Source organism: Mucilaginibacter sp. P2_A4 (assembly GCF_056405015.1).
Map to the genome: position 1 here is coordinate 163,545 of NZ_JBFUCX010000014.1, position 13,474 is coordinate 177,018.

Annotated in this window: 14 protein-coding genes; 7 read left to right on the forward strand and 7 right to left on the reverse strand. The window is 41.3% G+C overall.

Translation table 11 applies throughout. From position 1 onward, the window contains the following. Nucleotides 1-24: 24 nt before the first annotated feature. From AC1DYB_RS23500 to rsmA, 6 genes are all read right to left on the reverse strand, one after another. Nucleotides 25-858, reverse strand: coding sequence for an SDR family NAD(P)-dependent oxidoreductase (locus AC1DYB_RS23500; RefSeq protein WP_295716437.1), 834 nt, complete (start codon nt 856-858; stop codon nt 25-27). A gap of 82 nt (nt 859-940) precedes the next feature. Continuing rightward, a complete protein-coding gene (locus tag AC1DYB_RS23505) occupies nt 941-1,840 on the reverse strand; it encodes a helix-turn-helix domain-containing protein (RefSeq protein WP_477438475.1) in 900 nt (299 codons plus the stop codon). A gap of 173 nt (nt 1,841-2,013) precedes the next feature. Further along, nucleotides 2,014-2,763 (reverse strand): carboxypeptidase-like regulatory domain-containing protein, encoded by a 750-nt coding sequence (locus tag AC1DYB_RS23510; RefSeq protein WP_477438477.1) that lies wholly within the window; start codon nt 2,761-2,763, stop codon nt 2,014-2,016. 270 nt (nt 2,764-3,033) lie between these two features. After that, on the reverse strand, nt 3,034-4,089 hold the full coding sequence (locus AC1DYB_RS23515; protein ID WP_477438479.1) for an NHL repeat-containing protein: 1,056 nt from the start codon (nt 4,087-4,089) through the stop codon (nt 3,034-3,036). A gap of 397 nt (nt 4,090-4,486) precedes the next feature. Beyond that, nucleotides 4,487-4,858: a hypothetical protein gene (locus AC1DYB_RS23520; protein WP_477438481.1), complete on the reverse strand. Its 372-nt coding sequence runs from the start codon at nt 4,856-4,858 to the stop codon at nt 4,487-4,489. A gap of 346 nt (nt 4,859-5,204) precedes the next feature. Continuing rightward, entirely contained in the window at nt 5,205-5,984 is a 780-nt protein-coding gene (gene rsmA / locus AC1DYB_RS23525) for a 16S rRNA (adenine(1518)-N(6)/adenine(1519)-N(6))-dimethyltransferase RsmA (RefSeq protein WP_477394572.1), read from the reverse strand. A 512-nt stretch (nt 5,985-6,496) separates the two neighbouring features. Between rsmA and pdxA the strand changes: the two genes are divergently transcribed. Together pdxA and AC1DYB_RS23535 are read left to right on the forward strand one after the other, a co-directional pair. Beyond that, on the forward strand, nt 6,497-7,552 hold the full coding sequence (gene pdxA / locus AC1DYB_RS23530; RefSeq protein WP_295716431.1) for a 4-hydroxythreonine-4-phosphate dehydrogenase PdxA: 1,056 nt from the start codon (nt 6,497-6,499) through the stop codon (nt 7,550-7,552). Between the two features lie 82 nt (nt 7,553-7,634). Further along, nucleotides 7,635-8,819 (forward strand): heparan-alpha-glucosaminide N-acetyltransferase domain-containing protein, encoded by a 1,185-nt coding sequence (locus tag AC1DYB_RS23535; RefSeq protein WP_477394576.1) that lies wholly within the window; start codon nt 7,635-7,637, stop codon nt 8,817-8,819. Between the two features lie 223 nt (nt 8,820-9,042). On the opposite strand, the gene AC1DYB_RS23540 is transcribed toward AC1DYB_RS23535, so the two are convergent. Next, nucleotides 9,043-9,366: a GYD domain-containing protein gene (locus AC1DYB_RS23540; RefSeq protein ID WP_477438483.1), complete on the reverse strand. Its 324-nt coding sequence runs from the start codon at nt 9,364-9,366 to the stop codon at nt 9,043-9,045. Nucleotides 9,367-10,006: 640 nt separating this feature from the next. Between AC1DYB_RS23540 and AC1DYB_RS23545 the strand changes: the two genes are divergently transcribed. The 5 genes from AC1DYB_RS23545 (at nt 10,007) to accB (ending at nt 13,413) form a co-directional block, all read left to right on the forward strand. Continuing rightward, the gene (locus AC1DYB_RS23545; RefSeq protein WP_477438485.1) at nt 10,007-10,531 is read left to right on the forward strand and encodes a YceD family protein; all 525 of its coding nucleotides are present in this window, start codon (nt 10,007-10,009) and stop codon (nt 10,529-10,531) included. A gap of 16 nt (nt 10,532-10,547) precedes the next feature. After that, nucleotides 10,548-10,739 (forward strand): 50S ribosomal protein L32, encoded by a 192-nt coding sequence (gene rpmF / locus AC1DYB_RS23550; protein ID WP_295716420.1) that lies wholly within the window; start codon nt 10,548-10,550, stop codon nt 10,737-10,739. 16 nt (nt 10,740-10,755) lie between these two features. Next, the gene (gene plsX, locus AC1DYB_RS23555) at nt 10,756-11,694 is read left to right on the forward strand and encodes a phosphate acyltransferase PlsX (RefSeq protein ID WP_477394582.1); all 939 of its coding nucleotides are present in this window, start codon (nt 10,756-10,758) and stop codon (nt 11,692-11,694) included. 10 nt (nt 11,695-11,704) lie between these two features. Further along, on the forward strand, nt 11,705-12,694 hold the full coding sequence (locus AC1DYB_RS23560; RefSeq protein WP_295716415.1) for a beta-ketoacyl-ACP synthase III: 990 nt from the start codon (nt 11,705-11,707) through the stop codon (nt 12,692-12,694). A 251-nt stretch (nt 12,695-12,945) separates the two neighbouring features. Further along, complete coding sequence (gene accB, locus AC1DYB_RS23565; RefSeq protein WP_295716413.1) at nt 12,946-13,413, forward strand: acetyl-CoA carboxylase biotin carboxyl carrier protein; 468 nt, start codon at nt 12,946-12,948, stop codon at nt 13,411-13,413. Nucleotides 13,414-13,474: the final 61 nt, after the last annotated feature.

Sequence of the window (13,474 nt, forward strand, 5' to 3'; positions counted from 1 at the left end):
GTTTTGATAGATAGATGTTTATCATTAAAAATCGGTTGAACAGGTGAGGTCTTCCCATTGGTGAATCTCTTTGTATAACCCATCAAGCTTGGTTAAAGCCCGGTTAAAGGCATCGCCACCTAATAATAAATATAGCGGTGGGTTTTCTTCATAAACCATGTTAATAATGGAAGTTGCAGCCTTCTCCGGGTCGCCGGCCTGCTCGCCATTCATGCTCAGGTATTTACAGTGCGATAACCTCACATCTTCATAATCGGCAATAGGGTTCTGGGTAATAGCCAGTGAGCCAGGGGTAAGGAAGCTTGTACGGAACGCGCCGGGAGCAACCACTGTAACTTTAATGCCCAAAGCTTTAACATCCGCAGCCAACACTTCTGACAGGCCGATAACCGCATGCTTGGCTGCCGCATAAACCGCCCAGCCAGTGCCGCCGGTAATGCCTGCAATTGAAGCGATATTGATGATATGGCCAAAACGCTGTTTGCGCAGGTAAGGCATTACAAACCTGATTACATTAAGAGTGGCAAATACATTTATATCAAAGGCCTGGCGGGTTTCCTGATCAGTAACCTCTTCAATAGCGCCGCCAATGCCATAGCCGGCATTATTAATTACTACATCTATCCGGCCAAATGTTTCATAGGTATGCTGCAGGGCCAGTGATACACTGCTCTCGTTGACAAGGTTAACCTGTAGGGGTAAAAAATTAGTACTGTTTGAGCCAACTGCTTCGGTTAACTCTTGCTGATTCCTGGAAGTGGCGGCAACAAGCTGACCAGCATCCAGTAATTGTTTTACTAAACTGAGCCCAAATCCTTTGGAGGCACCAGTGATAAACCATACTTTGTTGTTGTCCATGTTTTTGTTTGTTTTGATAAAACAAAGGTAACATGGCAACAAAGGCAAAGCATTACGCTAATCAAACCAATGGTTACAAAATTCAAACATTTCTGAATGAAGAGGGGGTAAGCTGGGTGTTTTTTTTGAAAAAATTATTGAAATGGGTAGGCTCTTCAAACCCCAGGCAGTAACCAATCTCAGATATATTCCAATCGGTATGTCTTAGTAATGATTTGGCTTCGCTTAGCAGGCGTTCGGCAATATGATCAGTTGTGGTTTTGCCGGTAGTTTCGCGGATGGCCCTGTTAAGGTGGTTTACATGGACAGATAAACGCGTTGCAAAATCATTGGCAGATCGTAGAGCAAAGCGTTGCGACGGGGTTTCAATCGGGAACTGCCGCTCCAGTAATTCTGTAAAAACCGATGTGATCCTTGATTTGGCATCGGCATGTTTGTAAACATTTTCGGATGGCTGGGTTTTAAGGGCATAATAGCACAGTTCGGTAACGTAGTTACGTATCAGGTCATATTTAAAGTCATAGTCGGAGTTAATCTCTTCTGTCATCTTTAAAAATAAGCCCGTTACATATTCGTTCTGCGCCTCATCTAAAGAATATACCGGCTTTGCGCCCAGGCCAAACATGGGCAATTCGCTTATACCACCCCTAAATCTTTCGGCAAAAAACGACTCGGTGAATATGCAAAAGAAACCCGACCGGTTATCACTCATATGCTCAAATGTATAAGGCACATGGGGGCTAAAGAACATGAGCGAAGTACCCGAAAGCGTGATGCTTTTATCGGCGTAATGAATAATGTTTTCACCATGCATCAGGCTGATCTTATAAAAACTTCTGCGGCTATAAGTAACCGGTTTGGCATTGGGGCCAATGCAATCTTCAATCCTGAAAACATTAAAATGCCCTATGTTTTGCTGCAGATTGTCTGGCAGCCAATCAAATTTTTGGCGATAAAAATCCTCAAGTGATTCAGTGTTCATATTCAAAATTACAAAATTCAAACCGCATGTCAAGTAGTAGTGCAGTTTTTACATAAAAATTGCACTGCTTTTCGGCCATAATTAAATTTTTTAAATAACTTATAGTCAAATTTTTATCGCTTTTGTGCAAGTTCGGGCCAATTGCATAAAAACTTTGTATGGAATATGCAAACTTAAAATTCTACCTCACGGATCGAATCCGAATGGGGCCTCCTGAATTTTACCAGGCACTTTTTGATGTAACTAAAAATATCATAGTCGCTCATTTTTTTCACCTGTTCAATGGTAGGGCGGTATAGGTTAATAAAGTTGAACAGCGAATCGGCCTGCAGGTTGGTGAGTTGGGCTACCCTTTCGTCACTGAACCGGCTGTCTATATACTTTGTCTGTTCATCCTTTAGCAGTACTAGTTTAAATTTATAAGCGCGGCTATGTTTATAGGTAAGCGCGCCAATTAGCTGGCTTGGGCTAATGGTAACACCTGCAAAAGCTAATGGGCCACCTGGCATTGCCGGCCTGATGATATCCGAAAATTTGGGTGGATGGCTGTTAAAATCCTTTGCAAACTGGATACGGTTACTGATGGAGTCTTTCACCCTATCGCGGCGGGCGGTTATGTTTACCTGGTTAAGCAGAATGGTGGATTGCTCCAGCCGGATAATCAAATCTTTAATTTTTGAGGGGTCAATAGGTAAGGCAAATGATTTGTAGCCCTGCATCTTCACTTTAAGCGTATCTTTTTGTGGGCTAAGGCCTATGGTAAACCCACCCTCCATGCCACTAATTGCAGTTGAGCTGGTGGTTGTTATCCATGCCCCGCTGATGCGCTGCCCTGTTATTTTATCGGTTACTATGCCATTTATCCTTTGCCCATATGAGCAAAGGCAGGTACATATACAAGGTATAATAAGCAAGTACCGCATATTTGTAATGATTGGTTTAGTGATCAGTATATTACAAATATAACAAGCAGCCTGGCTTACTAGATTGGGTTTAACATCTTTTAACCATCAGTACTAATGGCTACGGAAAATATAATTTATGAGCATATAGCAAAACATACAGTAGCTACCCCGTGAAAAGACACACTAAAACTATTCTTATGATTGCTGTTGAATTAATCAGTTCGCAATTTTTAGTGAGCATCTATAAAATAGACCCCAGGGTTCCTGTTGAACGCATCTCCTTTTCTATTACTTAAGCTCTATAAGCCTGATCTGGTTACCATTTAACACATATATACGCCCGAAAATATCTGCGGCTACGTCAGTTGGCATTGTAAATGAAGCTGAAACGCCAGGGCCGTTAGCCGACCCAAACTCGCCGCTGCCTGCAAGCGTAGTTACCACACCTTGCGGGGTCACCTTGCGTATCTTATTATTGTTACGATCCGCCACGTATATATTACCGGAGGCATCTAAGCCCAAACCAATCGGAGTATCAAATGAGGCTACAGAACCCTTGCCGTCCGCTGCACCCTTGGCGCCACTTCCTGCAAGCGTGCTTACCACCCCTCCCCGGTTAATCTTACGGATCAAGTTATTATGGGTATCTGCCACATATACGTTACCTATGATGTCCACTGCTACATCATATGGCGAGTTAAATGAGGCTGTAGTACCTTTGCCATCCGCCGCACCGGTAGCGCCGCTACCTGCAAAGGTTGTTACTACGCCTTCCGGGTTAATCTTACGGATCAGGTTATTCGTGAGATCTGCCACGTATAAATTACCCGCGGCATCTAAGGCCACTCCTCTTGGATTATAAAATTTAGCTGTAGCGCCCGGGCCATCGGCAAATCCCTGAACGCCGGTGCCTGCAAAGGTTGTCACCAGGCCCTCCCGGCTTACCTTACGGATTCTGTTGTTATGACTGTCGGCCACATAGACAGTGCCTGAAGCATCCAGCGCTATGCCAGCCGGATACCAGAACAAATTACCCCGGCCATCCATGTCAACCTTGTCATTGCCGACAAGGGTTGTTACCACAGCTTTTGGGCTTATCTTGCGGATCAAGCCGGTCCACTCATCGGTCACGTATAAATTACCGGCAAAATCTACTGTAACAGCCGTTGGCGTGTAAAATGAAGCCAAAGTGCCTACACCATCTAATGAACCCACCAGTCCGCTTCCGGCAAACGTACTTACTGTTACCGTGGTTGGTTTATGGAAGTCTTTAAAATCTTTAATACATGAGGTATTGCCTAAAAGGAAGGCTAATCCTAAAATAAAAGTTATTTGAGTTTTCATGATATTGTGATTTAAATAAAAGATAACCTATTTAAATACAAACTTAAATAGGCACAGGAAAGGCTGAAATGACAGTCGTTACCAAATGCAGTGATCCTTGTTACTATTGAGAAAGCTGGATTGATTTCCCATTTCTGGGTAAGCATTCATTTTTATTTGATGAGGGCGTTAGAATTTCCCTGACAGCAAGTGTGATGAATTTGCCATTTATTGCCGTCGGCTTCGGTTGGGGTATTGTACAAAAAGGGCATAATCAAATCTCAGAATCTTACTAATCATGAGATTTAATTATGCAATAATTACAACAAGTAGTTTAGTTAGTATATAAATAATTGTGCCACGCCGCGTTCACGCATGCATAGGTCAACCATGTACTTTGCAATAATTGGTATATTAATTAAAACAGCAACTCATACTCCGGAAATGAATATCCTAATTTTTCAAAGGTGCTAGAATGTTGGCTTTTAAGGTCTTCATAAAGCTTCTTTCTTTCCTCATTTTTCATTCGTGTTTTAAGCAAATCGTCCATTACTATATTCATGAGGCACTTATATGCTTGTTGATTATCTTTCAAAGCAACTGCTGTATAGTAGTCGATTCTATATTGTTTTCTTCGATCTTCAGTAAGTTTGTCTAAGGCATCTGCCATATATTCCAACCTACCTACAATAATATCTACCTTCCAGTACCATAACATTACGGCCCGAAGAACTAAGAATAATACTAAGGTTATTACAATAACAACAAGAGCGCCTACAATTGAATCCATATTTATGATTAGGGTTTAGGGTCTAAATCTATTGGTTACTTACGATATAAACAATATTTATGTTACAAAAGGAAGCTTCAATTATAGTTCCATGCCGGTGCCCAATGTGGGGCTATTGCAAAATAACGGCATAAATTATGGAGCCTGGAATCTTGTGAATCAACCGACTGAGATTTTAATATTCAAGAAATTACAGAAAATGAGATTGTTAGTGAGCAAATTTCCCTGGATCAGGTAGCCATAGAGCGCTTTTTTTTGGCTAAGTTTTGCAACAGCAACTCAGTCAACGGATGAGCAGTAATAGCTTCGGGTTTTAACTAATGCTTTCGCTTTTTTTCACTCAGCCCTACCGCGCAGCTGCTACCTCATTGGTCAGCTTCACAAAATCTTCTACACTCAAACGCTCGGCCCTTAGGTCAAGCGTAGGGTTTTCAGTCATTTTTTCTTTGTTGATGAGGGATGATATGGCATTACGCAGCGTTTTGCGGCGTTGGTTAAAACCGGCTTTAACTATCAGCCAAAATAGCTTTTCATCGCAGCCCAGTCCTTCGGCGCTGTTGCGGGTAAGGCGGATCACGGCGGATAGCACTTTTGGCGGTGGATTAAAAACGCCTGCCTTTACGGTAAATAAATATTCCACTTTATAATATGCCTGCAAAAATACGCTCAGGATACCATACTCTTTGCTGCCGGGTTTGGATGCGCAGCGTTCTGCTACCTCTTTCTGGAACATGCCAACCACCTCAATTACCTGCTGGCGGTTATCAAGCACTTTAAACAGTATCTGCGACGATATGTTATAGGGGAAATTGCCAATAATAGCCAGCGGACCATCAACTATGGTTTTAAAATCCATCTCCAGAAAATCGGCATTGAAAAGGCGCGCACCCAATTGCGGGTATCTCTTTTTCAGGTAATGGAATGATTCTGTGTCGATATCAATCATCGATACCTCATACTCCGGTTTCTGCAATAAAAAATCCGACAGGATGCCCATACCCGGACCAACTTCAAGCACGTGCTTGTACCTGTCATCTGGTTTAAGGCTGTCAACAATTTTAGCTGCTATGTTTTTATCAGTAAGAAAGTGTTGCCCTAAATGTTTTTTTGCCCTTACCAACGTCATTATTAATCAAATATTTGAGCAAATTACGTCATATTTGTGCTTTAATCAGGAACAAATCTTTTATTTGTAGCTTGAAGGAGTATTAAGTAGTTAGTATCAAGTATCAAGACAGGAAGAAAAGGTGAGTGCAGATGGATGAATAGTGAGTGGTTGGATAAGGCAAAAACTCTGAAAATCTGTTGATCTGATGAATGGCAAATGTGAAAAATAAAGGACTTGTGAAAAATCCAGGTTCAGACAATTGCGTTAGGGATTGAAGTGGATACCGTCCGCCAGCTGGCGGATAAAGGCCTTGAGCAGTATGAACGTAAAGCCCGCCCGCAGAGAACGCCCTGGAAAGAGTGAAGAATCAAGGGGGCTTTTGGATTAAACAATAAGGAAAAAAGAATAAAATAAGCCTGAACGTAATTTTAGGTAAACCAATATAAATTAATCACGGTTATCATCAGTGAAATCACCCGAAATACAATCGGTGAAATTCCTCAATAACCGGTGAAATCATAAATAAGAAAATGAGCGATAAAATAAAAGTAGGTATCAGTATAGGTGATGTGAATGGTATAGGTTTAGAGATTATTATAAAAACCCTGGCCGATAGTAAAATTTATGATTATTGTACACCCATTGTTTATGGCCATACCAAAGTGGCGTCATTCCACCGCCGCGCTACAAGTGTGAGCGAACTTAATTTTCATGTTATAAATGATCCGTCGCAGGTTCAGCATAAAAAACCCAACATGATCAATTGCTGGGAAGAGGATGTAAAGATTGAACCCGGCGTAGTATCAGAAGCGGGTGGCAAGTATGCTTTTAAATCATTGGAGCGCGCAGTTTATGATTTAAAAGAAGGCTATATTGATGCCCTGGTTACGGCGCCGATTAATAAAGATAATATCCAGAGCGATCAGTTTAATTTTCCTGGTCATACAGAATATTTACAGGAACGCGATGGCGCTGCCGAATCATTGATGTTTTTGGTGAGCGATACCTTGCGTGTTGGTGTGGTTACCGGTCATATCCCTATCTCAAAGGTATCTGAAAGCATTACCGGCGATAAAATTGTGGCTAAGCTTAAGTTGATGAACCACAGCCTTCAAAATGATTTCTGGATTCGGAAACCTAAGATTGCGGTACTGGGGCTAAACCCGCATGCCAGCGATAATGGCCTTATTGGTAACGAAGAAAAGGATACCATTATACCGGCTATTGAAGAAGCCCGTAATAACGATATACTGGCATTTGGTCCATACTCTGCCGATGGTTTTTTTGCCAACGGAACTTATTTGCAGTTTGATGCTGTACTGGCTATGTATCATGACCAGGGCCTGATACCTTTTAAACAAATTGCGTTTGAAACCGGTGTTAACTTTACTGCAGGATTAAACTTTGTACGCACGTCACCAGATCATGGAACCGCGTATGATATTGCAGGCAAAAATATGGCATCAGAGATCTCTTTTCGCGAGGCATTATTTACGGCTATACATATTGTAAAACACCGCAAAGAAACGCTGGAGCTGAACGAAAACCCACTTGTATTTACCAAGCTAAGCCGCGACAGAGACTAAAAAACGGTCAGGTAACTATAATGTTTCAATTTAATTGCCGTTAAGTTAAAACATTTGCTTTGTTAATGCACTTACTCCCATAATGAATAATTTCACGGACAGGATACGATCTATTGATGCCCTTCGTGCTGTTACCATGTTGCTCATGATATTTGTGAATGACCTTGACGGCATCCCGGGCACACCACAATGGCTTAAACATGTTGCAGAAAACGCCGACGGGTTGGGACTTGCCGATACAATTTTTCCTGCGTTTTTATTTATTGTAGGCTTATCCATTCCTTTCGCGTTTCAAAACAGGTTAAAAAGTGGCAATTATAAAATACTATCCCGTATAGCAAGCCGCTCATTTGCGCTGGTATTTATAGGTTTTTTTCATGCCAATATGGAAACCTATAATGAACATACAACCATACTGCCCAAACCTGTATGGGAAAGCCTGGTAACTTTCAGCTTCTTTTTTATTTTTTTAGATTACGGTAAAGAAACCAGCAATCTTAAGCGTTACCTGCTCCAGGGCGTAGGTGTGGTGTTACTGATAACCATGTCTGTACTCTACAAAACCAGCGACCCCGGGCATACCTGGCTGCACTTTACATGGTGGGGTATATTGGGGCTTATTGGTTGGGCTTACCTCTTGTGTGCACTAATTTATTACTATTCTGGCGGGCATTTATGGATTCAGGCTGCCGCATGGATCTTCTTCATGTTTTTTAACATGGATGTTCATTTTGGGTTTCTTAACTTTTTGGCCCCGGTGCAAAAATACGTATGGATAGCCGGCAATGGCGCCATGCAGGCCTTTACCATGGCGGGGGTGTTTGTTTCGGTGCTATATATGCGTCTTAAGGCCAATAACGAGCTTAAGATGTTGGGGACGGCACTTTTCCTCATGGCTATTATACTGTTCAATATGGGCTTTATTGTACGCTATTTTAGCGGTGGTATTTCCAAAGCGCGGGATACCCCTTCCTGGGTACTGATATGTACCGGGATAAGCCTCATTGTATACGCCATATTTATTTATGTGGTTGATTTTAAGCATAAGTATAAATGGTTCAAGATTATTGAACCCGCGGGCACCAATACTTTTACCTGCTATATAGTGCCGTTTTTGTTTTACCCTATGTATGAAATGAGCAACATAGGCTATCCCGAATACCTGAGCCAGGGCACCGGGGGGCTTATTAAATGCATCGTGTTTGCATTTGCAATGGTTTGGTTAACGGGGCTGCTTGATAAAATAAATATCAGGCTGAAGATATAGATTTTTGGAGGGCGAAAGGGAAAAGGTTTGGCTTCTTTCGCTTAATCATTCTTGAAATTATAACATAGAATGCAAGGTAAAAGATAATTTATGTAACGGAAATGGCGCTGAAAATACCTTTACCTGCTACATTGTTTTGCCCCGCTTTTGCCAAACCTTTTGTTATGTGCTGTACTTTCGTTGGTAACGAAATGAATATAATTTATTGAGCAAAATACTATTGTTAGCTTTTACCAGGAGCCCGGTAACTGACAGATTTTTTAGATGCTGCGTCAATATCGGCTGCTGTAAGTAATACAGTTGTTGAAATCCTAACAAGACCTGAACAATTAACTGCTAACCCAACAGCCACCGCAGAAATATCGTCAGGGAGTTCTGCAATAACATACACATCTTCCTCCCCAAAGGCAAAATAAAATGACTCCACTTTACCTCCCATTCCTTCCAGCATTTTTTCAATGGCAGTTCTGCGTCCAGACCCGCCCTCTTGAATTAACCCCTTTGCTCCATCGGAGTTATAAGTTCCTTTAATCAAATACTTTTTCATGATTGTTATGTTTGAATTACCCTACTCTTATGGCTTTTCGGAAGCGCCCCGTTTTTAAAATGGTCTCTGGTCTCCATTTGTGTTGAGAAACAATGTTCGTTTAGAGAATGCTTGCAGTATAGCACATAACGTTCGGGGCTTACGAATGTGGGGGAAATAGAAATCCGTCGGCCCCGCTAACTAAAGTTAAAATTATAAATAAAAGTTGATGATATTCATAGTTAAATTAATAACATTCAGTATGTTATGTATGTAGATTGAAAAATAAAGGTTGAAACACGGCTTCCGTTCGCAGCGAAGTTTACCTCATGTGGGCACCGCAGCAGAAATCGATTTATTTCTGGCCGGCAAACAACCCTTACCCGGAGAAAAACTCGACAGGCTATGTAATCTTCTCTGGATAAAATTTAGAATTTAGCTATAATTTGGGGGCTTCGGCATCTAAAATAACGTGATGGTTATCGGTATCGTTGCAATACCCTTTTACCCTCCACCTTTCACCTTTCGCCTTTTACCTTTTGAAATACCCTTCGCCTTTTACCTCTTAGAATTACCCTTTATTTTTCGCCTTTTAGCTTTTTCAAAAAACACTTTCCACTTATGGTATTTTTCCCTACATTTGCGGGCTAATTGTTGCTCATTGAAATCGCTTAGAACATATTCGATTCCTTTTACGGGACTTAAGCTGGGGAAACACCAGTTTGAATTTGCTGTTGACGATGCTTTTTTTAACGAATTTGAATATTCACTGGTTAAAAAGGCTAACTTGCAGTGCTCTGTAGATTTGGACAAACAGGAAACAATGATCATCCTGAATTTTGTGATCAAAGGTACCGTTGATGCAAACTGCGACAGGTGTTTGGCTCAATATCCACAAGTGTTGGATATTACCGAACAACAGATTGCCAAGTTTAGCGAGGAGCCTATTGATGAAGATGATGAGATCATCACCCTTAGTAAAAATGATCATGAGATCAATATCGCAGGGTTGATATATGAATACATTAACGTTGCCATACCATTTATATCGGTGTGTAACGATGAGGGTAACACTTCATATTGTGATATAGAAATGCTTGAAAAGTTGAAAAACCTTTCAGGAAACGAAGAACAAACCGAGCATACAGACCCACGGTGGGATGTACTCAAGAAAATAAATAAATAATAAACATAACAGGATCATGCCACATCCAAAACGTAAAATATCCAAATCAAGAAGAGATAAGCGCAGAACACATTACAAAGCTGTAGCGCCATCATTAACTACCTGTCAAACTACAGGTGCAATCCACTTGCCGCACAGAGCTTATACTGTTGATGGTAACCTTTACTATAACGGTAAAGTACTTATTGAGAAAGCAGCAGTAGCATAAGTTTAATTTTCTGAAAATGAAGATTGGCTTAGATATTATGGGCGGTGATTTTGCTCCCAAAGCAACTGTTTTAGGAGCAATCGAAGCTTATAAGGCTTTATCTGCTGACCAAAAACTGGTACTTATTGGAGATAAAGAAGTAGCTGCTACTATTCTTCAGGAAAATAATGTTAGCCCCGATCATTTCGAGTTTGTTCATACAACCGAAGTGATTGGCATGGGCGAACATCCCACAAAAGCTATTGTTCAAAAACCAAATTCGAGCATTTCGGTTGGTTTTCAATTGCTTAAAGAGGGTAAAATTCAGGCTTTCTCGTCGGCGGGGAATACTGGTGCTATGCTGGTTGGCGCTATGTTTAGCGTTAAAACCATTCCAGGTGTAGTACGCCCTGCAATGACAACTATTGTACCCAAGCTTAAAGGAGGTTTGGGTATTTTGTTGGATGTAGGTGCCAATGCCGATTGCAAACCCGAAGTTTTATTGCAATTTGGCGTATTGGGCAGTTTATTTGCCCAGGCGGTATACAATATTGATAATCCGCGTGTAGCGCTTATGAATATTGGTGAGGAGGAAGAGAAGGGAAATATCCTTTCCCAGGCCACTTATCCGTTAATGAAAGAAACCAAGCTGTTTAATTTTGTTGGTAATGTTGAAGGCCGCGACCTGTTTAGCGAAGGGGCCGATGTTTTTGTATGCGATGGTTTTACAGGTAATGTAATACTAAAGCTTGCCGAAACTTTTTACGTTATTACGCAAAAAAAACAATTTAAGGATGAGTTTTTTGATAGGTTTAACTATGAACAATATGGTGGCAGCCCTATCCTGGGTGTAAATGCCCCTGTTGTTGTTGGCCACGGGATATCAACCCCGGAGGCTATTAAAAACATGGTGCTTTTATCAAAAAACATGGTTGAGAGCTGCCTGGTTGATAAAATAAAACAAGCTTTTCAGTAAAAATATAAAGATGAGTAAAATTCATGCCGCTATTACTGCTGTACATGGTTACGTGCCCGACTATGTGTTAACCAACCAGGAACTGGAAACATTGGTTGATACTAATGACGAGTGGATTGTTAGCCGTACAGGCATTAAGGAGCGCCGTATATTAAAGGGCGAAGGTTTGGGTACATCTGATCTGGCAGTACCCGCCGTGCAGGCGTTGTTAAAAAAACGCGGCATCGGTGCCGAGGAAATCGACCTTATCATTTTTTGCACCACTACACCCGATTATGTTTTCCCGGCCACGGCCAATATTTTAGCTAATAAAATAGGCGCTAAAAATGCCTGGGGATATGATCTTTCTGCCGCATGCTCGGGCTTTATATTTGGCCTTGCAACCGGTTCACAATTTATCGAAAGCGGAAAGCATAAAAAAGTATTGGTAGTTGGCGGCGATAAAATGTCATCAATAACCAATTACCAGGATCGTGCTACCTGCATTATTTTTGGCGATGGCTGCGGTGCCGTTTTGCTTGAACCTAATGACGAAGGTAACGGGATCATGGATTCTATATTAAAAAGCGATGGCTCCGGCGTTGCTTACCTGCACCAAAAAGCAGGCGGCTCTATAAAACCTGCATCACATGAAACTGTTGATGCCCGTGAGCACTATGCTTACCAGGAAGGTCAGGCTGTTTTTAAATTTGCTGTTACTAACATGGCCGATGTGGCTCATGAAGTAATGGAGCGCAATAACCTGACTGCCGATGATGTTGCATGGCTGGTGCCACACCAGGCCAACAAGCGCATTATTGATGCTACCGCAAGGCGCACTGGCTTAAGCGATGATAAAGTGATCATCAACATTGAACGTTACGGCAATACCACAAACGGTACCATCCCATTATGCTTATGGGAGTGGGAAAGTAAATTTAAAAAAGGTGATACCCTTATCTTGGCTGCCTTTGGCGGTGGCTTTACATGGGGCAGCATCTATTTAAGGTGGGCGTATTAAATGTGCAAATTTCAGATGTGCTTAGGTGCAGATGAAAAAAAATGTGCAGATTTCAAATGTGCAGATGAAAAAAGGGAAGATGCACATGTCAAAAATTTAAAACATCTGCCTGTTATTAAACGTTAATAATACCTAATTGATAAATAATTAAACAAATTTATACATCTGTATTTGCACATCTGTAATCTGCACATTTGCATACATTTGTATAACTTAGATATAACTTTGTCCCCAACCAATTAATCCCAACTATGGATATTAAACAAATTCAGGACCTTATTCGCTTTGTGTCAAAATCTGGCGTAAACGAAGTGTCAATTGAGCAGAAAGATTTCAAGATCACGATTAAAACCAACGAGACTCAGCCGCAACTTATTCATGCCAGCATCCCGGCGCAAACTGCACCTGCATTGGTAGCTGCCCCGGTTGCAGCCGAGCCAGTGGCACCGGCAGCACCAGTTGGTCCGGATACATCTAAGTATCTTACTATCAAATCGCCAATGATCGGTACTTTTTACCGTTCTGCAAGTCCTGATAAGCCATTGTTTGTAAATGTTGGCGATGAAATTAAAACCGGAAGCGTGGTTTGTATCATTGAAGCCATGAAGCTTTTTAATGAGATCGAATCAGAAATATCCGGCCGTATTGTAAAAGTACTTGTTGATAATTCATCACCTGTAGAGTACGACCAGCCTTTATTTTTAGTAGAACCTATATAACGATGTGCAGATGTGCAGATTTCAGATGTGCAAATGATTTTTAATTCATTTGCACATTTGT